This window comes from Aquirufa ecclesiirivi (genome assembly GCF_011250515.1).
Taxonomy (GTDB): domain Bacteria; phylum Bacteroidota; class Bacteroidia; order Cytophagales; family Spirosomataceae; genus Aquirufa; species Aquirufa ecclesiirivi.
The window spans coordinates 725,832-751,258 of record NZ_JAANOP010000001.1 but is presented as its reverse complement, the minus strand read 5'-3'; the positions used below and the strand labels follow the sequence as shown (position 1 = coordinate 751,258).

Annotated in this window: 23 protein-coding genes and 1 tRNA gene; 10 read left to right on the top strand and 14 right to left on the bottom strand. The window is 37.8% G+C overall.

Annotated elements, in window-relative coordinates:
* Positions 1–24: 24 nt before the first annotated feature.
* Complete coding sequence (locus G9H65_RS03235) at positions 25–1,002, bottom strand: polyprenyl synthetase family protein (RefSeq protein WP_166373883.1); 978 nt, start codon at positions 1,000–1,002, stop codon at positions 25–27.
* A 3-nt stretch (positions 1,003–1,005) separates the two neighbouring features.
* Positions 1,006–2,220, bottom strand: a complete 1,215-nt coding sequence (locus G9H65_RS03230) for an NADH-quinone oxidoreductase subunit D (protein ID WP_166373882.1) — start codon at positions 2,218–2,220, stop codon at positions 1,006–1,008.
* A gap of 175 nt (positions 2,221–2,395) precedes the next feature.
* Here G9H65_RS03230 and rpmG point away from each other — a divergent pair, with 175 nt between their 5' ends.
* The 3 genes from rpmG to ftsY all read left to right on the top strand — a co-directional run bounded on the left by rpmG (position 2,396) and on the right by ftsY (position 3,827).
* Positions 2,396–2,578 carry a 50S ribosomal protein L33 gene (gene rpmG / locus G9H65_RS03225; RefSeq protein WP_166229754.1) on the top strand — a complete coding sequence of 61 codons (183 nt, stop codon included), beginning with the start codon at positions 2,396–2,398 and terminating at the stop codon, positions 2,576–2,578.
* Between the two features lie 18 nt (positions 2,579–2,596).
* Positions 2,597–2,749, top strand: coding sequence for a DUF4295 domain-containing protein (locus G9H65_RS03220; protein ID WP_166373881.1), 153 nt, complete (start codon positions 2,597–2,599; stop codon positions 2,747–2,749).
* A 100-nt stretch (positions 2,750–2,849) separates the two neighbouring features.
* On the top strand, positions 2,850–3,827 hold the full coding sequence (gene ftsY, locus G9H65_RS03215; RefSeq protein ID WP_166373880.1) for a signal recognition particle-docking protein FtsY: 978 nt from the start codon (positions 2,850–2,852) through the stop codon (positions 3,825–3,827).
* 29 nt (positions 3,828–3,856) lie between these two features.
* Here the strand turns inward: ftsY and G9H65_RS03210 are convergent, their stop codons facing one another.
* A complete protein-coding gene (locus G9H65_RS03210; RefSeq protein ID WP_166373879.1) occupies positions 3,857–5,524 on the bottom strand; it encodes a glutamine--tRNA ligase/YqeY domain fusion protein in 1,668 nt (555 codons plus the stop codon).
* 248 nt (positions 5,525–5,772) lie between these two features.
* Here G9H65_RS03210 and G9H65_RS03205 point away from each other — a divergent pair, with 248 nt between their 5' ends.
* Both G9H65_RS03205 and G9H65_RS03200 read left to right on the top strand, forming a co-directional pair.
* Positions 5,773–8,250: a T9SS type A sorting domain-containing protein gene (locus tag G9H65_RS03205; RefSeq protein ID WP_166373878.1), complete on the top strand. Its 2,478-nt coding sequence runs from the start codon at positions 5,773–5,775 to the stop codon at positions 8,248–8,250.
* A 54-nt stretch (positions 8,251–8,304) separates the two neighbouring features.
* Positions 8,305–9,354 carry a beta propeller repeat protein gene (locus G9H65_RS03200; protein ID WP_166373877.1) on the top strand — a complete coding sequence of 350 codons (1,050 nt, stop codon included), beginning with the start codon at positions 8,305–8,307 and terminating at the stop codon, positions 9,352–9,354.
* Here G9H65_RS03200 and der read toward each other — a convergent pair.
* Complete coding sequence (der, locus tag G9H65_RS03195) at positions 9,334–10,656, bottom strand: ribosome biogenesis GTPase Der (RefSeq protein ID WP_166373876.1); 1,323 nt, start codon at positions 10,654–10,656, stop codon at positions 9,334–9,336. The genes G9H65_RS03200 and der overlap by 21 nt on opposite strands.
* Positions 10,657–10,666: 10 nt before the next feature.
* Entirely contained in the window at positions 10,667–11,569 is a 903-nt protein-coding gene (era, locus tag G9H65_RS03190) for a GTPase Era (protein ID WP_235927448.1), read from the bottom strand.
* 96 nt (positions 11,570–11,665) lie between these two features.
* On the opposite strand from era, the gene G9H65_RS03185 reads away from it, so the two are divergent.
* Both G9H65_RS03185 and G9H65_RS03180 read left to right on the top strand, forming a co-directional pair.
* Positions 11,666–11,738 (top strand) — tRNA-Met (locus G9H65_RS03185).
* 1,418 nt (positions 11,739–13,156) lie between these two features.
* Entirely contained in the window at positions 13,157–13,471 is a 315-nt protein-coding gene (locus G9H65_RS03180; RefSeq protein WP_166373874.1) for a LytR/AlgR family response regulator transcription factor, read from the top strand.
* Between the two features lie 45 nt (positions 13,472–13,516).
* Here the strand turns inward: G9H65_RS03180 and G9H65_RS03175 are convergent, their stop codons facing one another.
* The 6 genes from G9H65_RS03175 to atpD all read right to left on the bottom strand — a co-directional run bounded on the left by G9H65_RS03175 (position 13,517) and on the right by atpD (position 19,231).
* Positions 13,517–14,416: an OmpA family protein gene (locus G9H65_RS03175; protein WP_166373873.1), complete on the bottom strand. Its 900-nt coding sequence runs from the start codon at positions 14,414–14,416 to the stop codon at positions 13,517–13,519.
* Positions 14,417–14,518: 102 nt separating this feature from the next.
* On the bottom strand, positions 14,519–16,309 hold the full coding sequence (locus G9H65_RS03170) for an acyl-CoA dehydrogenase family protein (protein WP_166373872.1): 1,791 nt from the start codon (positions 16,307–16,309) through the stop codon (positions 14,519–14,521).
* Positions 16,310–16,369: 60 nt separating this feature from the next.
* Positions 16,370–16,828 carry a MarR family winged helix-turn-helix transcriptional regulator gene (locus G9H65_RS03165; protein WP_166373871.1) on the bottom strand — a complete coding sequence of 153 codons (459 nt, stop codon included), beginning with the start codon at positions 16,826–16,828 and terminating at the stop codon, positions 16,370–16,372.
* A gap of 104 nt (positions 16,829–16,932) precedes the next feature.
* Positions 16,933–17,469, bottom strand: a complete 537-nt coding sequence (locus tag G9H65_RS03160; protein ID WP_166373870.1) for a hypothetical protein — start codon at positions 17,467–17,469, stop codon at positions 16,933–16,935.
* A 4-nt stretch (positions 17,470–17,473) separates the two neighbouring features.
* Complete coding sequence (locus G9H65_RS03155; protein WP_109324192.1) at positions 17,474–17,704, bottom strand: F0F1 ATP synthase subunit epsilon; 231 nt, start codon at positions 17,702–17,704, stop codon at positions 17,474–17,476.
* Between the two features lie 9 nt (positions 17,705–17,713).
* Positions 17,714–19,231, bottom strand: coding sequence for a F0F1 ATP synthase subunit beta (atpD, locus tag G9H65_RS03150; RefSeq protein ID WP_166373869.1), 1,518 nt, complete (start codon positions 19,229–19,231; stop codon positions 17,714–17,716).
* A 217-nt stretch (positions 19,232–19,448) separates the two neighbouring features.
* Between atpD and G9H65_RS03145 the strand changes: the two genes are divergently transcribed.
* Together G9H65_RS03145 and rpsJ are read left to right on the top strand one after the other, a co-directional pair.
* The gene (locus G9H65_RS03145; protein ID WP_166373868.1) at positions 19,449–21,653 is read left to right on the top strand and encodes a tetratricopeptide repeat protein; all 2,205 of its coding nucleotides are present in this window, start codon (positions 19,449–19,451) and stop codon (positions 21,651–21,653) included.
* A gap of 188 nt (positions 21,654–21,841) precedes the next feature.
* Positions 21,842–22,147 (top strand): 30S ribosomal protein S10, encoded by a 306-nt coding sequence (rpsJ, locus tag G9H65_RS03140; protein WP_130895342.1) that lies wholly within the window; start codon positions 21,842–21,844, stop codon positions 22,145–22,147.
* Positions 22,148–22,285: 138 nt separating this feature from the next.
* On the opposite strand, the gene G9H65_RS03135 is transcribed toward rpsJ, so the two are convergent.
* From G9H65_RS03135 to G9H65_RS03125, 3 genes are all read right to left on the bottom strand, one after another.
* Positions 22,286–23,062 (bottom strand): glycosyltransferase family 2 protein, encoded by a 777-nt coding sequence (locus G9H65_RS03135; protein ID WP_166373867.1) that lies wholly within the window; start codon positions 23,060–23,062, stop codon positions 22,286–22,288.
* A gap of 196 nt (positions 23,063–23,258) precedes the next feature.
* Positions 23,259–24,110, bottom strand: a complete 852-nt coding sequence (locus G9H65_RS03130; protein WP_166373866.1) for a hypothetical protein — start codon at positions 24,108–24,110, stop codon at positions 23,259–23,261.
* Positions 24,111–24,680: 570 nt separating this feature from the next.
* Positions 24,681–24,932: a type II toxin-antitoxin system ParD family antitoxin gene (locus tag G9H65_RS03125; protein ID WP_166373865.1), complete on the bottom strand. Its 252-nt coding sequence runs from the start codon at positions 24,930–24,932 to the stop codon at positions 24,681–24,683.
* Positions 24,933–25,229: 297 nt separating this feature from the next.
* On the opposite strand from G9H65_RS03125, the gene rpmH reads away from it, so the two are divergent.
* Positions 25,230–25,385, top strand: a complete 156-nt coding sequence (rpmH, locus tag G9H65_RS03120) for a 50S ribosomal protein L34 (protein ID WP_109324196.1) — start codon at positions 25,230–25,232, stop codon at positions 25,383–25,385.
* Positions 25,386–25,427 lie beyond the last annotated feature (42 nt).

Here is a 25,427-nt window from a genome sequence, read left to right as displayed (position 1 = left end):
TAGTTTAATTGCCACAAAACTACATTAAACTTCTCGATCAACCAACCCTGCCATAAATCCCAACATGGTATTTTTCTTTTCTTGTGGCAAAGGCAGTGCTTCCATTCCCGCAAATGCCTGATCAAAATAGGATTGAATTTGCAAACCGACCTCCTCTTTCAAGCCCAATTGTGTGTAAATTTCTGTAACTGCTTTAACTTTCTCAACAGCATCAAACTGTTTTTGATTGATCCAATAGGTCAAACGTTCGCGAATTTCTCCTTGAGATAATTCCAAAGCCCGAATCAATAAATAGGTTTTTTTATTGGCCAATATATCCCCTCCCACTTGCTTCCCAAATTTCTCTGGGTCTCCATAAACATCCAACAAATCATCTTTTAATTGAAATCCTAAACCCACAAACTCCCCTATGTGATACAATTGCTGAGCAATGCCTTGATCTACCTGAGCCAATAAGCCGCCCAACTCCATCGAAAATCCTAACAATACTGAGGTCTTTAACCGTATCATTTCTATGTACTCAGCAATTTGTACATCTTCCCTTTCTTCAAAATTCATATCCCACTGCTGTCCTTCGCAAACTTCAGCTGCGGTTCGACTAAAGCGTTCTAGGATATATTGAAATTGAGTTAGACTTACTCCATCTATTTGATTTAAAAACTGATATGCATCTACCAACATCACATCACCAGAGAGTATCGCTATGTTGTCATTCCACTTCTCATGCACCGTTTGCTTACCTCTTCTCAGTGGAGCTTTATCCATGATATCATCATGCATTAAAGTGAAATTGTGAAATACCTCGATGGATAAGGCTGGTTTTACTTGTTTTTTCCAATCATCTCGAAATAATGAATAGGCCATTAAGCACATTACGGGACGAATACGCTTCCCTCCTAATGCCATTAAATACTGAATAGGCTCATACAGTTCCACAGGTTGCTTTCCCTGTTCCATGCGCGCTATTTCATCATCTAAGACTAGTAAAAATTCTTTTGTCATAACTTATCGATCAACTTCTCCCATGACTAAATCCAAAGATCCGATAATTGCCACCAAATCAGCCAAATATGTTCCTTTGGCCAAGGTAGGCAAAACCGATAAATGGTGAAATGAGCAAGCTCGTACTTTCACTCGACTCGGTATATCTGATTTGCCATCAGCTCGAACAAAAAAGCCTAATTCCCCTTTGGGATTTTCAGCTCGGACGTATACGTCCATAGCCGCTGGTCTTATTTTCTTGGGAACCATAGCCTGGGGCTGAAAGTCTTTAGTTCTTTTACAATCTCCAACTAATTGATGGAGACATTGTTCTATAATTCGTATAGATTCTTCACATTCTCTGATTCGAACATGATTTCGATCCCAACAATCTCCTACCTGACCCATGGCTCCTTGGCCTATGGGTATATCAAATTCCAAATCTGGATAAACCGAATAAGCATCGATTCGACGAAGGTCAAAGGGTAATCCTGAGCCCCGCAATACTGGACCAGAACAACCGTAATTAATAGCCGTTGACAAAGGCAACACACCAATATTTGCCGTTCGTTTAATAAAAATACTATTCTCCTCCACTAAATTTTTTACCTCTTGAATGGTCGCTTTTAATACGGGTACCAACTCTTTTACTCGTTCCTCAAAACCCACAGGTAAATCATAAAATAAACCACCTATCCATACATAATTATACAACATTCGTGCTCCAGATAACCATTCCAACAAACGTTGAATATGTTCTCTATCCCGCATCAGCCACAAAAATGGAGTATAGGCGCCTATATCCAACCCATACGTGCCAACCGCCACAAAATGAGAAGCGATTCGATTTAACTCTGCCACTAAGACTCGGATGTATTCTATTCTTGGAGGTAATTTGCCTTCTAAATCCAGCATCTTTTCTATCGCCATGACATAGGCATGCTCTGAATTCATGGAGGCCATATAGTCCAAGCGATCTACGTAAGGGATAATTTGGTTATAGGGCAAAGCTTCAGCATGTTTTTCAAAACAACGATGCAAATACCCCAAATGAGGGACCACATCCACGACCAATTCACCGTCGGATATCAATTCCAACCGCAAAACTCCATGGGTAGATGGATGCTGAGGCCCCAATGAAATAATCATCTCCTCAGATTTCAAATTTTCAAGCGAATACCGATTTGGGTCGGATAAGGCAAAATTCTCGGCTTGATACTGATATTGAAGGGGCTTCATAAAACAAAAATGAGAAAAAAGGACAGTAAATAAAAGCCCAATGGAGGGATTTAAGGGCGACTTATCAATATGTTTAAAATTTTACGACATATTTTATTTAAAGACTTTGCGAAAAAAAATATTTCTTCTACCTTTGCAGTCCGTTTCAAATGAGGCGAAAAAAGATTTTAATACTATGGCAAAGAAAGGAAATCGCATTCAAGTAATTCTAGAATGCACTGAGCACAAAGAATCTGGTTTACCAGGAATGTCGCGTTACATCACGACTAAGAATCGTAAAAACACGACTGCTCGTATCGAATTGAAAAAATATAATTCGGTATTGAAGAAAGTTACACTTCATAAGGAGATCAAATAGTTTTAATACTTAAGAAATATGGCTAAGAAAGTAGTTGCAACGTTAAAGAAAGAAGGAGGCGTAAAATACGCTAAAATCATTAAAGCGGTTAAAAATCCAAACACAGGAGCTTATACCTTCAAAGAAGAAATCATTCTTCAAGATGAGGTAAATGCTGCATTGAAAAACTAATTTTTCAAGCGGGGTACCTTTTTTTCGCTTAGATATTAAAGTCCCTTTGTGAGGGACTTTTTTTATTTTTGTACATTCGTTTTTATTTTCATTCAAAGCCATGGGACTATTCGATTTTTTTAAAAAGAAACCAGCACCGCAAGAACAGGAAGAGCTGGAGGCCTTGGAGAAAGGACTGGAAAAAACCAAGGAAGGATTTCTATCCAAAATGGGTAGAGCCGTTTTAGGCAAATCCAAAGTGGACGAAGATGTATTGGATGAATTAGAAGAAATTCTTTTGAGTTCGGATGTCGGGGTCCCTACTACTTTAAAAATCATTGACCGAATCGAACGCCGCGTTGAGCGCGACAAATTCGTGTCTACTGAAGAACTAGATCAAGTTTTAAGAGAAGAAATTGCCGCTTTATTAGAAGAAAACCAGTCGGCCGACTTACAACATGCCTTTGCTGAGCCTAAACAAAAACCCTATGTCATCATGGTGGTGGGGGTTAATGGTGTAGGTAAAACAACTACCATAGGGAAATTAGCTTCTCAATTTCACCAAAATGGTTTAAAAGTGGTTCTAGGTGCAGCAGATACTTTTCGCGCGGCAGCTGTGGACCAATTAAAGTTATGGGGTGAACGAGTGGGGGTTCCCGTGATTGATCATGGCATGAATACTGATCCCGCTTCGGTAGCTTATGATGCTGTTAAAAAAGGAGTAGAAATGAATGCCGACATTGTGATCATTGATACAGCAGGCAGATTACATACCAAAGTGAATTTGATGACAGAATTGACTAAAATTAAACGTGTCGTTCAAAAATTCATCCCAGATGCTCCACACGAAGTACTTTTAGTACTAGATGGCTCTACAGGACAAAATGCCTTCATTCAGGCACAAGAATTCACTAAAGCGACGGAAGTTACTGCCCTTGCCATCACTAAATTAGATGGTACTGCTAAAGGAGGCGTTGTGATCGGAATCTCAGATCAGTTCAAAATTCCTGTCAAATACATTGGCGTTGGAGAAAAAATTTCCGATCTACAGGTATTCAATCGAAGTACTTTTGTTGAATCTCTTTTTGCAAAAAAATAGAGAAGAGGCGATGCAATATCGCTTCATCTCTATTTTTGCTGTTTGGCCCAAGTATCTTTCAAAGTCACAGTACGGTTAAACACCAAATGCCCATCTTTCGTGTCTTTATCTAGACAAAAATACCCTTTACGCATAAATTGGACTGCTTTTTCAACTTGCGCTTCTTTCAAGGCAGGCTCAACGTAAACTTTATCTAGCACTTGGATTGATTCTGGATTGATGAATTTCATAAAATCATCCCCTAATTCAGAAGCATCTTCAACTATCAATAATCGATCAAAAAGACGTACTTCAGCTACTTCAGCATGAGGAATAGAAACCCAATGAATTGTTCCTTTCACTTGGATTCCGGAAGTATCTTGACCCGATTTACTTTCAGGATTATAAGTAGCATGAATCTCTTTGACAGAACCATCTTCATTCAATTCAAAGCTCTCGCATTGAATAATATAAGCTCCTTTCAAGCGAACGGAAAGTCCGGGACCTAGTCTAAAGAATTTTTTAGGTGGATCTACCATAAAATCTTCTCTTTCAATGAACAATTCTCGTGAAAAAGGTACGGACCTTTTACCAGTACTTTCGTCTTCTGGGTTATTTTCAATCAACAAATCTTCCGTTTTACCTTCTGGATAGTTGGTAATGACCAATTTCACCGGATCTAAAACAGCCATATAACGATTCGCAGATTTATTTAAATCTTCACGGATACAAAATTCCAACAAACTAATATCAATTAGGTTATCCCGTTTGGCAACACCAATTCGATCACAGAAATTTTGTATGGATGCGGGTGTAAAACCCCTTCTGCGTAAAGCAGATATTGTTGGCATTCGTGGGTCATCCCAACCTTGCACAATTTTTTCATTAACCAATTGCAACAACTTACGCTTACTCATTACAGTATGCGACAAATTTAAACGAGCAAATTCGTATTGATGGGTAGGGAAAATCTCTAATTTTTCTATAAACCAATCATATAAGGGACGGTGAACATCAAATTCCAAGGTACAAATGGAATGTGTGATGCCTTCCATGGAATCGGATTGCCCATGCGCAAAATCATACATAGGATAAATGCACCAAGCATTTCCTGTACGGTGATGTTCCACATGACGAATACGGTACATGAATGGATCACGCATGTGCATATTCGGATGTGACATATCTATTTTGGCACGCAACACCTTGGCCCCGTCTGGAAATTCTCCGGCACGCATCCGCTGGAATAAATCTAAATTCTCCTCTACCGATCGATGTCGATAAGGACTTGGAACCCCTGGGGTAGTAGGAGTACCTTTTTGAGAAGCAATTTCCTCAGCGGAAGAATCATCAACATAGGCTAATGATTTTTCAATCAATTGAACCGCATATTGGTATAATGTTTCAAAATAGTCGGAAGTATATAATTCATTGGCCCAACTAAAACCCAACCACGCCACATCTTTCTTGATGGATTCTACATATTCTGTTTCTTCTGTGATAGGATTGGTATCGTCAAAACGCAAATTAGTCTTTCCTCCAAATTCCTGAGCTAAACCAAAATTTAGGCAAATGGATTTGGCATGACCAATGTGTAGGTATCCATTAGGTTCAGGAGGGAATCGAGTGAAAATTCCTTGAGGGTATTTTCCAGCTGCCAAATCGGCCTGAACGATTTCTTCTAAAAAATTAAGGGATTTTGGTTTTAATTCTTCCATTCAATATACGTTGTTGACAATTCTGTCGTTTTTAGGGTCGAAAATGATTAATTCAATTTCAAAAATACGCAATATTTAAGCTATGCGAACAGAAAGCTGATAGAATATTCTGCTTTTGAAATTTAATTGCTGTTTTATGTGCCATTTAATAAATTTCTTGCCCTACATTAGATATTTTTAATTAATTTAGTGCCTAATTCAATAGGTAGCTTTATTGTTTAATTAATCTACTCAAACTCGTTCTTAACATGATGAACAAATTCTTCAAATTCAATTTATCCGCCATTATTATATTATTAGTGGCTTATTCCGCCTCGGCTCAACTTATCAATGGTAAATTTGGTAACCATACTACATTAGTGAAAAATGGTGAGGCTAAAGCTCTTGTTGCATCAGGCTGTCCTGCTGGTTCATATTTCGATTGGGGTTTCTATAAAAATGAACCTAATGGAGGTGGTATAACATATTATCCCATGACGGCTGATTGGGATGTTGCATATGCTGGCAATGGTGTTGCAGATAATAATGTAACTGCTTTAGCTTTAACTTTAGACAGTAAACCTGGTGGAAATATTCCTCCGTATGTATATGAGTTGAAATGTGTTACAACTCCAGGAGGTAGTACAATAGCACCTGGGACAATGGCTTCTAAAGTTACTATTGTAGTCGCAGATGCTAATTATGCTCCAGCAGTTTCAATGTTGGATGGAAGTATTGTTTGCGGTGACATCAATGACCCTAATTCGGGCTCTATTTCTTTGAAGGCTACTGGTTGCCCAGATGGAACATTATGGTATTTGCCAGTAGGTAACAAAACGGTTGAAATTGCCAATTGGGATGCCATTAAAATTTCTGGAACGGATTATATCACTGGCAGGTATAGCGTTAGTTGTATTATTAACTACTCTGATAATACTGCCGCTTTATCTACAAGTACCAATGTACCGAAGAAAGAGTACTCAAGAGCTGCAGGATATGATGTCAGAAAAGGATATGCAGTTCCAACCGTATTTGTAAACAGTGTAAAAAGTGTTTTACCAGACAATGAAACGAAAGAAGTTTGTCAAGGAACCTTGGTAGACTTAGGTATATACACCAATCCTGAAAGAAACAACACCTTAAATTTCAGTCAGTACAATCAATATTTTGAGTTCCAATGGTTTGGAAAAGACGAATATAAACCTTCTGACAACTATGGTGCAGATCGTTTCAATGCAACGGGTCAATCAACTGGTGTATTAACTGCCATTGCTGAGAAGAAATCTGTTTTGTATTACGTAAAAATGACTGACAGAGCAGGTGTATGCGGTTCGAAAGAATCCAATCAAGTTCGTATCACTTATGTGGAATTACCTAAGCCAGGTCCTATCACAGGAAATTTAGGCTATTGCATCGAAGGTTCTACTGCCTTGAAAGTTGATTCTGCTTCTTTAGTACGTAACGAAGGGTATTTATGGGGTGCTAATAAGACTCCAACTAAGCCATCGAAATTCCGTTGGTATGTTGATGGTGTTGAAACAGCTGCTTTAGGTAGCTTATCAAGCATCATTTTCAAACAAAACGCGAAAGTGAAAGTGGACTATGTATCTAATTACAACTGTCCATCTCCTGCTTCTGATGAAGTTACGGTGAAGAACTACGACAAGCCTGTTACTCCTACGATCACTGCATTAAAACCAGCAAATGGTTCATTGGTAACAGCCTCTACCGTTGGTTTTTGCGAAGGAACGCCAATTGCGGGTCAGCTTCAAGCATCATCTTTACCTAATGGTGAAGCCACTAAATGGGAATGGAGCAACGCATTAACTTCTAGCCTGATTGATTACAATAAAGTAGGATTCTACACTGTAAAAACTATCAATGTAAACGGATGTTATTCAGAATCATCTGCACCAGTTGAAGTTAAAGTTTTAGCTCTTCCTGCAGCACCAACGATTACAGCTGGTGGCGCAACGACATTCTGTGCTAGAAAAGAAGATGATTATAGCGCATTCAATGCGGTAACTTTAACTGCTTCGACATCGAACAGCATTGTGAATTGGTATGGTAATGCTAATGCTTCTCTTTCTACATTGAAAGTATTTGAAGGTATTAAAACTTCTGATACATACTACACTAGAGCAACAGATATTTACGGTTGTATATCACCTGCTTCTAACAAGATTAAAGTAAGTGTACAACAGAATCCTGTAGCTACAGATGCTAGAATCCTGAAAGAAGGAGTTTATACCTTAAAAGCATTAAACTTCCCAGCGACCGTTACAGGTGGAACAGCTAGTGATTATGAGTGGAAATTCGGAACTGCAGCTCTTCCTTCGAAAAGCTACATCACTAAGGTAAAAACCAACGGTGATTACAGTGTGAGAAGAAAGTATTTGTATGCCATCGATGGTTTCCCATTAACTTGCTATACAGATTTCACTAAATATGCTTATACATTAGATCCTGAATTTAATGGAGTTGCAATCTTCCCTAATCCAGTAACTAAGCCAGATGTTGATGGTGTTAACATTCAAATCTTAGATGATTGGACAAATGCAATTGTTACTTTGTATGACATGGTTGGTCGTCCTGTTTACTCAGGTAAAATTCCAGCATTAAATGCGACAAACCCTGAGCCAACTAACATTCTAAAATTACCAGGATTAGGAAACGGTATTTACATAGTAACTATCACTGCTGACAACAGCAAATCTTACACTGGTAAAATCATTGTAAGTAAATAAGATTTTGAACTTTATTAGAAGCCTCTCGTTTACTCGAGAGGCTTTTTTTATGCCATGAAAATACACTCATTCCTTCTTGTTTTAAGCTTGTTTGTTAATCTTGCATCCTATGCTCAATGGATTAACATTCCATTAAAGACTCAAGCCTCTTTCCGAGCAATCAGAAGTCATAAAAATCAAATTTGGATTGGGGGAACACAAGGAATGGTCGTTCACTCAAATGACGGAGGAGCAAGCTGGCAGGAGCAACAAGTACCTGGCGCTGAAAAACTAGATTTTAGAGATTTGGCAGTCATAGATAAGCAGAAAATTATATTGATGAGTGCTGGGCCTGCGGATAAAGGCGCTGCAAAATTATATTTTAGTAAAGACCATGGACAATCCTGGTCCATCATGTTTGAAAAAAAATTGGGGCCTTTTTTCTTTGATGCTATTGCATGGAATCAAAAAAAACAAGAAGGAATCATGCTATCCGACCCAATGAATGGTCAATTCCCTTTGTTTTTAATCAAAAATGGAGGAGAAAAAGTAGAAGAAATCAAGATATCATCCTTTCCAGCTTTATTACCAAGAGAAGCGGCATTTGCGGCTAGTGGTTCATCATTACTTTGGATCAATGGAAAATTAAACTTAGTGACAGGTGGATCTGCCCAAGCTAGAATCCTTCAAAGTCAAGATGAGACAGTTACAAAGTTTCAGGTCATGCACCAAAGTATTCCAGCTGATAGTAGTAGTGGCTTCTTTTCTATAAGTGCGAGAAACAAAACTAATTATTGGGTTGTGGGTGGAAATTACCTCCGATTGAATGAAAATAACATAGGCATACTGGAAAGTAAGGATGCTGGAAAATCATGGAATAAAATAAGCAATACCCCAAATTTCTATATGGAAAAGGTCCTTTGGACCGGCAAATATTGGATAGTAGTGGGACCATCTCAAAGTGCTGCTTATAACCCTAAAACCAAAAAGTGGATTTCGCTTGGCGAAACCCACTTTCACAATATGCTATTACATAAAAAACACTTATTTGCTGTAGGCTCAAAAGGCACTTTAGCGAAAATGTCCTTAACTTATTTGGACCAATTATTTCTTTCTGAAAAATAAAGAAATAGGAGTACCTTCTAGTTTAAATGCCTTACGCATTTGATTCTCCAAATAACGTTCATAACTTTCTTTAATGTATTGAGGTAAATTACAGAAAAAGATGAAAGTAGGATAAGGTGTTGAAACTTGCGTACAATACTTAATCTTAATGTATTTACCTTTCCAAGCTGGAGGAGGATAACTATTGATAACATCCAACATTACATCGTTCAATTTTGAAGTTGCAATCTTCTGAGAACGATTCTCAAAAACTTCCAACATTTTTTCAACTACCTGAAATATTCGCTTCTTTTCCATCACAGAGGTGAATAAAATCGGCATATAATTAATTGGCGCTAAACGCTCTTTAATTGCATTCTCCAGCTTGATAGCTGTATTGGTATCCTTAGCTACTAAATCCCACTTATTGACCATCAAAACAATACCTTTCTTAGCTTTATCAGCCATACTAATAATGTTCATGTCCTGAGCTTCTAGTCCTGTATTGAAATCAATGGTGGTGGCATCAACTAAAATAATGGCTAAGTCACATTCTTCCATGGCCTTGATGGAACGTAACACGGAATAATATTCGATATTATCATCAATCTTCGCTTTTCTACGAATACCCGCTGTATCCGTAATGATAAAATCCTTACCATACAGCGTATAACGATTTTGAATGGCATCACGCGTAGTACCAGCTAAATCGGTAACGATAGAACGCTCACGACCCAGTAATGCATTTAAAAATGATGATTTCCCAACATTGGGTCTACCTAGGATGGCAACACGAGGAACACCCGCTTCAGGATTTTCTACACCTTCTTCTTTGAAATGAGAAACCATTAAATCCAACATATCCCCAGTACCACTACCACTTTCCGCTGCAATGGCATAAGGATCTCCTAGACCTAACTCATAAAATTCTGCTGCGACAAATGCTTTATCATGTGTATCCGCTTTGTTGGCTACAATAATTACAGGCTTTTTTGATTTACGCAACACTTTGGCAAAATCTTTATCTAAATCGGTTAAGCCTACTTGACAGTCGACTACGAATAGAAGCACATCTGCCTCTTCCATGGCCATTTCAACTTGCTCTCGAATGGCCCCTTCAAACATATCATCTGAACCATGCACATAACCACCAGTATCTATCACGGTAAAAAACTTTCCCGTCCACTGACCATAACCATAATGGCGATCCCGAGTAACCCCAGATACGTTATCCATGATGGCCTTTTTTTGCTCAATCAATCGATTGAATAAGGTCGACTTTCCTACATTGGGACGCCCAACAATTGCTACTATATTTGACATGTTATAAAAATTAATCGAGCGAATACCCGAATGAACGCAATTTATCAGCCTTTGCACGCCAGTCTGGCTCCACTTTGATAAATTGCTCTAAAAATACTTTTTTACCAAAAAATTTCTCCAAATCTTGGCGGGCTTCAATACCCACTTTTTTGATACTTTCTCCCTTATGCCCAATTAAAATGGCCCGCTGTGAGACGCGTTCAACATAAATTTCTGTGGCGATTCGTAAAATAGTAGGCTCATCTTTAAACGATGTAACTACCACTTCACAAGAATAAGGAATCTCCTTCTTGTAATTCATGAATATTTTTTCACGGATAATTTCCGAGGCAAAAAACTTTTCAGGTTTATCTGTTAATTCCTCTGGATCAAAAAACGGAGGATGTACTGGTAACTTGGCAACAATATGTTCAAAAATTTGATCTAAATGCACCGCTTCCAGCGCAGAAATTGGCAAAATAGGCTTATCAGGAAAAATTTGTCGCCAATAATCCAACCGTTCCTGAAGCTTTTCAGTTCCGACTAAATCAATTTTATTTAATAAAACTAAAATGGGGGTATCGGTATGATCCTTCCAATTAGTCAAAAATTCTAAATCTTCATATTCATCAAATACATCTGTCACATATAAAACTACATCTGCATCCTCCAAAGAACTTTTCACAAATTGCATCATCGATTTATGCAATTCATACTTAGGCATTAAAACTCCAGGCGTATCTGAATATACGATTTGATAAGGTGTCCCTTCAAATTCCCCATTCAACATACCTAAAATCCGATGACGGGTAGTTTGAGCCTTAGAACTAACAATAGACAATCGCTCACCTACTAATGCATTCATTAGGGTACTTTTACCGACATTCGGCTTACCAATGATACTTATAAATCCAGATTTGTGAGGAGATTCCATATGAAAAACCATGCACTATTACTTAGGCATGAATATTAAAATACAAAGATACTTGTTTTTCTCGACAAAACCCTGCATCTTTGCACTCCGATATATCGCGGGGTGGAGCAGTTGGTAGCTCGTTGGGCTCATAACCCAAAGGTCGTCAGTTCGAGTCTGGCCCCCGCTACAAGTAAAAAAGCAAATCTTGATGGTTTGCTTTTTTCATTTAAGGTGGCTTCGAGAACCTCAGCCACCTTCGAGAACCTCAACCATCTTCGCAAGCATCAACCATCTTCAAGGATTTCAAGCACATTACAATCTAGCATATCAGTGTGTGAACTTCTGAACCATTAAAAAGGTGTCACAGCTACCGTAATGTAGGTGGCTTCGAGAACCTCAGCCACCTTCGAGAGCCTCAACCATCTTCAAGGATTTCAAACACATTACAATCTAGCATATCAGTGTGTGAACTTCTGAACCATTAAAAGGTGTCACAGCTACCGTAATGTAGGTGGCTTCGAGAACCTCAGCCTCCTTCGCAAGCATCAACCAACTTCAAGGATTTCAAACACATAACAATCTAGCATATCAGTGTGTGTACTTCTGAACCATTAAAAAGGTGTCACAGCTACCGTAATGTAGGTGGCTTCGAGAACATCAACCAACTTCAAGGATTTCAAACACATTACAACCTAACATATCAGTGTGTGAACTTCTGAACCATTAAAAAGGTGTCACAGCTACCGTAATGTAGGTGGCTTCGAGAACCTCAGCCTCCTTCGAGAACCTCAACCATCTTGAAAAACCTCGACTCTTTAAGAAATAAAAAACTCCTATGAGCACTATATCCTTAATATATCCATCTCCAGCAAAAGTCTAGTGCCTGAGGATCCCGAAGGCACCAAACTATAAACCTAATTCCCCACAACAATGGTGCCTGAGGCTCCCGAAGACACCAAATAATAAACCTAATTCACCACAACAATGGTACCTGAGGCTCTCGAAGGCACCAAACAATAAACCTAATTCCTCACAACAATGGTGCCTGAGGCTCCCGAAGGCACCAAACTATAAACCTAATTCCCCACAACAATGGTGCCTGAGGCTCCCGAAGGCACCAAACTATAAACCTAATTCCCCATATCAATGGTGCCTGAGGCTCTCGAAGGCACCTGAGGCTCCCGAAGACACCAAATAATAAACCTAATTCACCACAACAATGGTACCTGAGGCTCTCGAAGGCACCAAATAATAAACCAAATTCCTCACAACAATGGTGCCTGAGGCTCCCGAAGGCACCAAACAATAAACCTAATTCCCCACAACAATGGTACCTGAGGCTCTCGAAGGCACCAAACAATAAACCTAATTCCTCACAACAATGGTGCCTGAGGCTCTCGAAGGCACCTGAGGCCCTCGAAGGCTCCTCTCATTTATCACATCATCAGCTAAAAATCTATCAACCTAGACAAAACAGTTTTAACCATATGCCAATAAATTAATGAATTACCACTTAAAATGATTATCCACCGTTAGATTAATGCAGGACAGATAATCACAGTTTGTTAAGTAAATTCGTGCTACCTATTTAATAATAATAAACCTATGAAAAAAGACATTAAATTGCCGAGCATTGACCAATGCCCGGTGGACGACATTGTGTTCATTGAAGGAAAGGGAAATTACAGCATCGTATTTCTCAAGAACAAAAAACAAATTACCATCGCCAAAACGCTTAAGAAATTTGAATCTCAATTACGAATGAACCCCTTTTTGCGGGCACACAAATCGTACTTAGTAAATAGAGAGAATATTTCTGGCAAAAATTTTGAAGGTACCAATACACTGACTACCATTTTGGGAAATGATATACCCATTTCTCGTCGAAAACTCGACTTAGTCAAAAAACATTTCGCATAAAAAAAGGGCCTCAAATGAGGCCCTTTCCTTTATAATCTAATTTTATTACTTTCCTGATGGAGGAGCTAACAAATTGAAGAATTGATCTAATTTAGGAGTTACGATGATTTCAGTACGACGATTCATCTTACGTCCATCCTTACTCTTATTTTCCGCTTGTGGCTCAAACTCACCACGTCCACCAGCCGTCATACGCTCTGGATCTACCGAGAATCTAGTTTGTAGTAAACGAACCACTGAAGTAGCACGCTTAGCACTTAAATCCCAGTTATCTTTGATACAATCTGTTGAGATAGGTACACTATCAGTATGTCCTTCAACTAAGATATCTAAATCTTTATGATCATTGATTACCTTCGCTACTTTAGCTAACACAGCTTCCGCCTTAGAGTTAATCACAGAACTACCAGATGCAAACATTAACTTGTCAGAAATAGAGATATAAACAACACCTTTTTTCACTTCAACAGTTACATCTTCATCATTTACATCAGCTAAAGAGCGCTTCAAGTTCATCACCAATGATAAATTAATGGAATCCTTACGTTGGATAGTCGAGTTCAAATCCTTGATATACTTTCCTTGCTCATTCAAAGCATCCAATGACTTACGAATACTTTCAGCACCTGACTTATTAATAACTGACAAATCAGATAAACGATCCAACAAATTGGTATTCGTTCTCTTCATGTAATCCAATTGCTCTTGCAAATTCTTCAATGAAGCAGTTCTAGCTTCTAATTCACCATCTCTCTTTTTAATCTCAGCTTGTAAACTAGCTGTTAAAGATTGACAATCAGCAAGATCAGCTCTTGATTTAGCAAGCGATTGGTCACTACTAGCTTGTAGTTCTGTTAAACGTGATTGCAAATCAGCAATTTTCTTTTTGCTCGCACAAGAGAAGAAAAACGGCATCAGAGCGATTACTAAAAGTAATTTTTTCATAATGATGATTCGGTTTGGGGGTTAATGACTCAATGTTTAAACTATAATTGCCACAAAAGTATGAATGATATCGCTAAATCTTGTCCTTATTGCCATTTTTTTTTAAAAAATATAGCCCATTTTAAGAATAGCTGCCTCTGCAATTTTACGTCTAGCCTCTTTCAAATTTTTAGGATCGATTTTGGTAAAGCGCTTCAATCCCATTAACATAACGTTTAACTCATCTCCTGTAGCAAAACCAGTAATTACTTCCTTCCCATGATGATGAATTTTATCTACTGCTTCGTGCAAGTAAACCAAGGCGCATTCTTTGGCAATTTCATTGCCAGCCACGCCAGATTGTTGAATTAATTTATCCACTCGTACTAAAACAGACTCCGCAACATAAATTTCAATCATCATATCAGCCAAAGACATTAAGATTTCTTGCTCTTGCTCGATTTCGGCAGTATACTTCTGCAAAGCACCTCCAGCAGACATTAACAAGGCTTTCTTCAAATTTGCAATCACTTTGTATTCCTTTCCGAAAACACCATCTGGTACCGAAGTAGAAAAATCTGGCACACCTAAAATCTCCTTACCAACAGCCATAGCTGCCGTCATAATATCTAGCTCGCCTTTCATGGCCCGCTTGATAACAGTACCTACTGCTAGTAATCGATTAATCTCATTCGTTCCTTCAAAAATGCGGTTGATTCTAGAGTCCCGATAAGCTCTATCCATAGGAGCCTCAGCCGAAAATCCCATCCCTCCATAAATTTGAACGCCTTCATCTACAGAATAATCTAAGGTTTCCGAACCATGCACTTTCAATAAGGCGCATTCTATTGCAAATTGTTCTACTCCCTTTAATTTAGCTTCGGAATCACTCATTCCTGCTGCCTTTAACTCAGAAATGGTATCGTCAATATTTTGTCCTACTCGATAACAAGCTGATTCACTGGCATAATTTTTCACAATCATTTCAGCAATCTTATATTTAATAGCACCAAACTGATGTAAGGATTGCCCAAATTGCTTACGGTCATTGGCATATTGTACTGCCTGATCAACCACTCGTTTTCCTGCACCAATCACGGCAGCAGCTAGTTTAATACGACCGATATTTAATATATTAACAGCAATTTTAAACCCTCCTTCACGTTTGAACAGCAAGTTTTCTATTGGAACTGGACAATCATTAAAAAAGATTTGACGGGTGGAACTACCTTTAATTCCCATTTTACGTTCCTCCTCATTCATGGTAATTCCGCCAAAACTTTTCTCTACAATGAAAGCCGTCAAGTTTTTATCATCTGCTATTTTGGCAAAAACGATGAATACATCCGCAAATCCGCCATTGGTAATCCACATTTTTTGACCAGTAATCAAATAATGGGTTCCATCCTCTGATAATACAGCTTTGGATTTGGCAGCATTAGCATCTGAACCTGAATCTGGTTCTGTCAAACAATAAGCAGCTTTCCACTCACCGGAAGCCAGCTTTGGTAAATAGTGTTGTTTTTGTGCCTCTGTACCATAATACAAAATAGGTAAGGTTCCTATGCCTGTATGTGCCGATAATGCCACAGCAAAAGAATGTCCTGATCCGCAAGCTTCTGCAACTAACATGGAAGTATTAAAATCCATCCCAAATCCACCATACTCTTCAGGTACAGAAGTTCCTAATAAGCCTAAATTACCCGCTTTGTCCATCATGTCCACCATGACAGAACTATCTTTGGCTCCATCCATTTCTTCTAACCGAGGTTGAATCTCTGTCTTGATGAAGTCAATACAAGTCTGACCTATCATCTTTTGCTCCTCTGAAAACTCCTCAGGAATAAATAATTCCTCAGGTAAGAGTGGGCGAATTAAAAACTCTCCCCCTTTCATTGTTTTGTTCGTAGCCATAGTCTCAAATTTTAATTGTTGATGAATGTAATGTGGTTTGAAATTTGTTGATGAGTGTAATTATGATTTATGATTCAGTGTTTGTAGGATTTCAGTAGCATCTTCCTCCAAAAACTGATTAATAGATTGTATCACCTTAAAGAACTCCTGCGCCTGCTCTGTTCCAATTCGTTCAAAGAGCTTTTCATTAAATAATATAACGCCTTGCTTAGCCACATCTCTTTTCTTCTTTCCTAAATCCGTTAAAAATATCTTAACAACGCGCTTGTCGGCATAATTAGTCTCTCGTCGTATCCATTTTTTATCTTCCAATGTTTTCAGCATCCGCGTCAAACTTCGGGCTTCCAGACCAAGCGCTGGTGCAATTTTAGTGGCAGGAGTTCCATCTTTATCGATATGTAATAACACATAACCTATGGCCATGGACATATCAAATTGTGTAGCATAGGTATTATACATACGGCTGATGGCATACCAGGCTGATTTAATCTGGAAATCAAAGGTACTTTCTGCTTTCATGATCAAGAAATTAATTTAGTATGCTTGCATACCTTTATGTAAAAATGGGACAAAAAAAAATAGGATGCAAGCATCCTATTTTCAAAATTCCTAAATATTTCTGATTATCTCACACGATTACCTCGCATTCTTTTACTATTAACCTTTAAACCGGAGAATGAAGACTTCATAATCATCAAACGAACCTTCTTTTTATTATAAAGTAAGTATTTGTTCCCATCATAACTCAATCGAGAGAAAGTAGGACTTCCCGCATCATCAACCAATTGGTAATAATACTCTCCTCTTTCACCTACTACAGGTCCGAAGTGTAAACTTTTTTCTTCACCAGCTCCTGCCTCAAAGGAAATTAATAATTGATCGTTGGCTTGCTTCACTAAAACTCCAGGTGTCTGTTGTTCTAATGTTACACGGTTGATTGACTTACCATTGATTAAAATAATTTTCCCAGATTTAACATTGGCATCAGATGCATTTAATTCTCTTTCCAGAAAAAGGGCATTGTCATTGTAGAACTGAATCTTCTCTAAAGGAAGTTGGTTTTCTTTGATTAAGGTCATCAAAGATCCAGTCAAATAAGCCTGTTGTGAACAACTACTTAAAAGGACTACAGCAAACAAAACAATGGCTAAGTTTTTCATGGAATTAATTAACGCCTTCTGCAAGGATAAGCACTTTATTATTTAATACTTCCACAACTCCTCCCTCAATTTCAAATGATTCTTTATCGGCAGTTAGCAATCCTTTTTTCAAAGTACTAACTAAAGCTGCGTGATCATTCAAAATTTGAAAGGAACCATTAACGCCAGGTAAAGTTACCACAGAAGCCTCTGCGGAAAACACTTTACGGTCGGGTGTAATAATTTCTACAAACATATCTATTTTTTATTTAGCAGCTTCTGCCAACAATCTTTCACCTTTTTCTATGGCATCTTCAATGCTACCTACTAAGTTGAACGCTGCCTCAGGCAAGTGATCGTAAGTACCGTCGATGATGGCATTGAAACCTTTGATGGTATCGTTGATGTCTACCAAAACGCCTTTTAAGCCTGTAAATTGTTCCGCCACAAAAAATGGTTGAGACAAGAAACGTTGAACACGACGAGCACGAGATACAACCAATTTATCTTCCTCAGATAATTCGTCCAATCCAAGGATTGCAATAATATCTTGTAACTCTTTGTAACGTTGTAAAATTTCTTTCACACGTTGTGCCGTATTGTAATGAGATTCACCCAAAACTTCAGCAGAAAGAATACGAGAAGAAGAATCCAAAGGGTCCACAGCTGGATAAATACCTAATTCCGCAATTTTACGAGAAAGTACGGTAGTAGCATCTAAGTGAGCAAATGTTGTTGCTGGAGCTGGGTCAGTCAAGTCATCCGCAGGTACGTAAACCGCCTGTACAGATGTAATTGATCCACGCTTGGTTGAAGTAATACGCTCTTGCATAGCTCCCATTTCTGTTGCTAAAGTAGGTTGGTAACCTACCGCAGATGGCATACGACCTAACAAAGCCGATACCTCAGAACCTGCTTGTGTAAAACGGAAAATGTTGTCAATGAAGAATAAGATATCACGACCTTGACCTTCTCCATCGCCATCACGGAAGTGTTCAGCAACTGTCAAACCAGACAAAGCCACACGAGCACGGGCTCCTGGAGGTTCGTTCATTTGTCCAAAAACGAGTGTAGCTTGTGATTTAACTAATTCGTTTTCATCAACCTTCGTCAAATCCCACTCACCAGCTTCCATCGCATGCTTGAATTCTTCACCATATTTAATAACGCCAGATTCAATCATCTCACGTAATAAGTCATTTCCTTCACGAGTACGCTCTCCAACACCTGCAAATACGGACAAACCTTCGTATGCCTTCGCAATGTTGTTAATCAACTCCATGATCAATACCGTTTTACCTACACCAGCACCACCAAATAAACCAATTTTACCACCCTTTACGTAAGGAGCTAATAAGTCGATTACTTTGATACCTGTAAATAAAACCTCTGTCGTTGTTGCTAACTCGTCAAATTTCGGAGCAGAACGGTGAATCGGTAATCCTCCAGCTGATTTTGGCTGTGTGATACCATCGATTGCCTCTCCTACTACATTAAACAAACGGCCTTTAATTCCATCGCCAGTAGGCATTGTCATCGGTGTTCCTTTGTCAATTACCTCTTGACCACGTTGAAGTCCCTCAGTACCTTCCATCGCAATGGTTCTTACTCGATCTTCTCCTAAGTGTTGTTGAACTTCTAAGATAAGTTCCTGTCCATTGGTTTTGGTAACAGAAAGTGCATTTAGGATAGCTGGTAAGTGAGAACCTTCACCTTCAAAGCTTACATCGACTACTGGGCCAATTACCTGCGCTACTTTTCCTTTATTAACTGCGTTTGCCATTTGAAAAATAAATTTGTTAGCTTAAAAACTAAGAATTGTTATTGAATCGAATGCTATTGACATTCGGATTGCAAAATTAGTCGGTAAATTCCAATTAGCAAAACCGAAGTTTGTATTTTTTTGCTATTTTTTGTCGATATCCGCCCTTTTCTTTGAATGAATTAAAGTTTATGCAGAAATTTACGTTATATAGCCGTTGCCTATTTTTATCCCATGCATGAAACAGCGAATTGATCAAATACCCACCATCTGGTTTATCTTTTCTTCCCTAATAGGTCTCTTTTGCCTAGGAATATACGTTTGGGGCGGAATAGAGGGTTTAGCATGGGAAGAAGTCAGTGAGTTAATCCCTCAGAGCATCTCTTTATTCCCAGAATCCAATAACACGACTCAGTCCTCCATTTTTCTCGTACGTCAACATTACTATGTAAAATTAATCGCCCCTGTATTTTGGCCCATCGTAGTGGGTGCTTTCTTGGCAATTTTTGGCTTGACACTTTTAGGACAATTCCTTCAATCATGGGCCAAGGTAAATTGGCGGCAAATCCTTTTAGGTATATTAGTTTGGTGTGGCATTATTTTTTGGAGAAATATGGAACTAAGCCCAATGGAATGGTTTGGCTTTTTGCATAGTCCTTTGATAATTATCTCCGGTATTGCTGTAACATGGCTCTGCATCCTAAGCAGTTCTTCCCTACCTTCTTTTATGTTAGAAATTTCGCATGGCCCCGACAAAGCTTCAAGTCAAAGAAAGTTTGTAGGCTTATTGCTCTTTTATTTGGTCAACCTGATCCTAAGTATGGGAAACCTATGGGGCTATTGGACATCTACTTTATATGTCCCTGCATTTATTATTTTAGAAATTAGTTTTGCCCTAGGTATGTTTCGAAGTCTTCGACTGGAAGACAAATCCCAACAAAAATTATTTGCTGCCTTATTTTTACTAAGTCATTCGATTTTGATTCCCTTTTTATGGAATAATAATGAAGTAGGTATTCGGGCGATAGAAAGCTGGGGCATTATGACGCACATGGCCATGACATTACTCTTTCCCGTTTTTCTTTGGACTAATTTCAAAGAGCCTATCCAACAAAACTTAGCCATCTATAAAGTCATACATAAGGCTCATTTCATCCCCATTTATTTAATTCAAATTGGAGTATTTATTCTATGTGTTTCTTGGGTTTTCGCTCGACAAGGGACTGCTTGGCATCAAATGGTGGCTGCATATTACAATGAACAAGGCGATGCAGAACATGTTGGAGGAGGTCGAATGCTGGAGGAAATGGCCTATAAGAATGCCATGATTCACAGTAAATTGAATCAAAAAAGCAATTTGAGTCTAGCTAGAATATCACAAGATGCTGGTGATATCGAGAAACAAGCTTATTATTTACAAACTAGTCAAATTAAATATCCACAAGAGAAAAATTTTGTGGCTTTGGCTAATATCTATGGAAATGAAAACCAATGGTTTGAATCTTTATTTACACTCAAAAAAGCACACCAATTATTTCCAGAAAGCGCTCAAATTGCGACTCAATTAAGTCGTGTATATGAACAATTAAAACAGCTTGATTCCGCAGCTTATTTTGCCGTCATGGCCAAAGAATTAGCTCCCAAAACTCCGATTACTTGGGCAAATTTATTGTATTTTGATGTGCATCATGGAAGTAAAATCGTCCAGAAAAATGAAATAGCCCTTTGGTCAACAAGTTCTGACCGTGCCGTTAAAAGTAATTTACTAGCCCTTCTTTGGCAGAAAAAACAAGCATTACCCGCTGATTACAAACAAGAAGCATTGGATTTTCAACTCGATGTGAGGGATTTTGCTTACATCTATAACAGTAGCCTATATTTCAAAGGGCAGTCGACCGTTTATCCAATACAAACATGGATAAATGACCCTAATTGGTTACAAAAATTTCCAGAAATTGCCTTCCTTGATGCATGGCAGGATTTTTATCACCAACAACCTTTACGGGCATTAAATAAATTAGACCTGTTGGTTCAAAGAGAAAATGAAACGAAAGCACAAGAATACCTGTTAATTTTACACCATTGGAAACAGCAACTATTGGAAGTTAAAGCCAAGGTTCAACTGGAAAACGTTTCACAAGCTAGATCGGCCATTCAAAATTATCCATTTAGCGTGGGTATTTTGAAGCAAGCTCTTCCTTTATTGCATCAAGCCAATAAGCACCAAGAAGCCTATCAGGCTAGTTTGGCAGCAGTCCAATGGAATGAGGAGCAAGCTGAGTTTTATCCTATATTTATCAATGAGGCATTCCAACAAGGGGAAATAAGCTATGCAGAAGAAGCTATGGCTCGTTTGAAAAAATTAGATCCAGCTTTATACCAAACCCATGCTACTGCATTTTCCGTGGCTAAGGCAAAGGCGGTAAATAGGCAGAAGTTTTAGTTAATGTAAAAAGTAGAATGAAGAATGTAGAATAGATTTTGCTTCCATTCATTCTTAATTCTACCCTTTACATTCTACATTAACCTCTTTTGGCTAGTTTAAAAATTTGACTTACCTTTGCAGAGAATATTATGGGGATCGGAGTAAATGGTTCTTTCGCTTCCTATTCACTTAATGAACCAAACAACATGAATCAAAAAATTCGCATCAAGTTGAAATCTTTCGACCATTCATTGGTTGACAAGTCAGCTGAAAAAATCGTTAAGGCGGTTAAAGCTACAGGAGCTGTTGTTTCTGGCCCTATCCCACTTCCTACTAAGATTGAGAAATTCACTGTTTTACGTTCACCACACGTGAACAAAAAAGCGCGTGAGCAATTCCAATTATGCACTTACAAGCGTTTAATTGACATTTTCTCTTCTTCAGCTAAGACTGTGGACGCGTTGATGAAATTGGAATTACCATCAGGAGTTGATGTTGAAATCAAAGTTTAATGATTTCGAATTCCACAAAAAAGGTCTTTGTAGCAATGCAAAGACCTTTTTTAATGGTAAATGGCGAATGGTAAATGGTAAATGGATGTATTTTTCATGCTAAAAATTATAAATCATTTATAATTCATAATTTACCATTTATAATTTACTCCCTGCTTTTTTCTCAGAATTGAACAATTGAAAAATCTTCCGTACAGGCTTTAGAAATAAAGTGAAAAAATACGGCTGAAGGCCATTGTCTTTCCAAGCTTGTCGATCTTCCCGATTAGCTACCAAACGATGTTTCCAAGAGGCTGTACTAGTACCTCCATTGCGCATGGTCATGAGCGTTTTGGGCAAATATGCTGCCGTTTTTTTGGCTTTATATAACGCTCGCAACATCCAATCATAGTCGCCGGCACAAGTGAAGTCGGTCCGAAAAGGCCCAATTTCATCATAAACAGATTTTTTGGCATAAAAGGACAGATGCGGAGGCATCCAACCCCAGAGCCAATTGTTGCGTTGATATTCACCAGCCGGCCAAAACCGAACTAAAGCTCCACTGATAGGATCCACAAACTGAATATCACCATATACTGTGTCAGTACCTTTTTCTTGAAAACAAGTAACTACAGAAGAAATAATATTGTTAGCTGGATAAAAATCATCTGCGCCAATCATACCGATAATATCTCCCGTTACGCGAGCCAAACCCTTATTCATGGCATCGTATATGCCTTGATCTTTTTCTGAAATGTAATGAATTCGACCTTCGTAATCCTTTAAAATGGTGAGGCTGTCATCTTTGGAACCGCCATCAATGACCCAATATTCTAGATTAGGATAATCTTGAGCTAGTACACTTTCGATGGTTTGTCGGAGTGTAGCCGCAGACTGATAACAAACGGTAATGATGGAAACCTTGGGTGAATTCATAGATTTCACAAAGATAGAGAATGTCAGAAGATATTGGGAATAATTGGGGTTGAGGAAAGAATAATCGAAATTTATTCAAACCACTACCAGAAATGAATCAAATTAATCTTATAAGGTTTATCCACTTATTGAATTCAACCTGATTTAATTAATAAGCTAATTAACAGGAAATTAATACATGGCATATTGTGAATTCTTAATTGGTAATTTTAAATACACTGGATAAAATGTGTGTACTTTGAATTGGCTCATGGCCTGTGCTGATTATCTCTTTTTTCTCTATGGTTATAAATCCAAACCAAAGCATAAAACGATGGAAGGTTCTAATAGAATAACAACGATTAAACTGTCTATCTTCATTGGAAGAATCATCTTGAAAAAATGTATACAGATTCGGAAAAGCTTTACCATAAAGATCAGCATAAAACTTATCGGTTTGAGCCTCATTGCCAAATTTACCTAGTAAAATAACTGAAAATGCCCAACCAAATTGTCCAAGTGGCACTTCTGGATAAGCATCATTATAGCTCCATGGAAACTTATTAACAAAAGCTTTAAAAAACTTTCGAAACATTTGTTGCCGATTATTCGTCTCTAATAAATTAATAGCCACTTTAGTCAAAGACAATTTCCCATTTGTTTTCCTAACTAGCCCCGCCAATTCTGCCGTTAGCCTTGCACTTCTTATAGAAATACAATCTTCCTCTTTCCACAACTTATATAAACCGATTTCAATAAAATCGTCCAGTAAAAATCGTAAATCATAGAGTTCTTTGATCACCTTCCGAGGCAAAGCTCCCAGAGGTGTTAATTTAATATGTTTTTCCCGTTGAATGATTTTTATATATGCTTCCACAATTCGGAAAAGTGGCATTTTATCTAGCGTACCATCATCTATTTTATCCAGAAATTGTACTGGGGAATTCTTTTCTAGAGCATCATAAAGTAAATACGTCATATCATTGGGCGAATATCCCAAAAAATCATCTACAGGTAAGTTGTTCATAGATGAAATTATTTCTTCTATGTCATCAGGTGCTTTCACCATTATATTTAAATTTTTCTAATTTGATGAGACTATTAATTTGGTATTATTTCATTTACTGAAAAATTTAATAGTTTTTCAGTAAATGAATCTACTAAAAGGAAAATTTGTTCAAAAGTGAATTATCGGTTTATCTAATGTGGAAAATTAAATTTTCTATTTCTATAAATTGGAGAAAACGGACTCATTTATCAAAAATCAAATTCGTAAAATTTGAAAATTTAGTAAATCATTCTTGATATAAATCATTGGATTTGAGGGAATTATTAGGATAAAAATATTATGCCTCTAAAATTTACTTTTCAAATCCATTATTCCATGAAGTATTCTAATTACTTCAATTTTATTTTGAGATAATCTTAACTACAAAATCAAATGTTATCCAGATTTATATCCCAAAATATCCTTTCCTAACATTTCATAATTTCTTCCTAAGGTTGGATTAATGGCCAATTCATGACATGATGATAAAAGCAATTAAAAATATGCATCAGATTGGTTTTCTAACCAGATTTCAACGGTATATGTCCAAATGGAGATAAGTCATCTACAGCCTTATACGTAAAATAATACTTAGCCATTTGACTTCCTCCCAGCTTTGAGTAGTTGCAAATGTTTTTTAGGATCAAAATGGATAGAACGACCACTTGCTATTCCATCATTAACAGCTTTTCTTAATGCAATAACCTTGCTTTCCTCATCTTCAAGAAGGCGGAGTCCTGCCCGAATAACTTCGCTAGCATTAGTATATCGACCATCATCTATCAAATTTTGAATAAAATTTTCAAAATGATTCCCGAGCGATATTGATGTATTTCGTCCCATATATGAGGTAGTTTAATCATGATAAAACTACCAAAAATTGGTAATTTGTCAATAGGGTTAATTCCTTTTATCAATAAATCAATATAGAATTCGCTGACCTAAAAAATACTTCGTAAGTGCGCTTTATTTGATTCACATGGATACGTTGAACGAAATAAAGAGTCGCAAGAACAAAAACACTCCCCTCATCAAAAACTCTTTCATTTTTTTTAAACCGAATGCTTTGTTAAAAATATTTTTTTTGTACCTTTGCAAACCCAATTCGAATCAGTTTCGAAATATGTAAATGTTAAAGAAATGAAAAGAACTTTTCAACCTTCGGTTAAAAAAAGAAAAAATAAGCACGGATTCCGTGAGCGTATGTCTACAGCTAATGGTCGTCGTGTGTTAACAGCACGTCGCGCTAAAGGGCGTCACAAACTTTCAGTTTCTGACGAGAAGAGAGGAAAATAAGCCTTAGATCTTAGGAAAGAAGATTTCAGGTTAGCTTAGTTG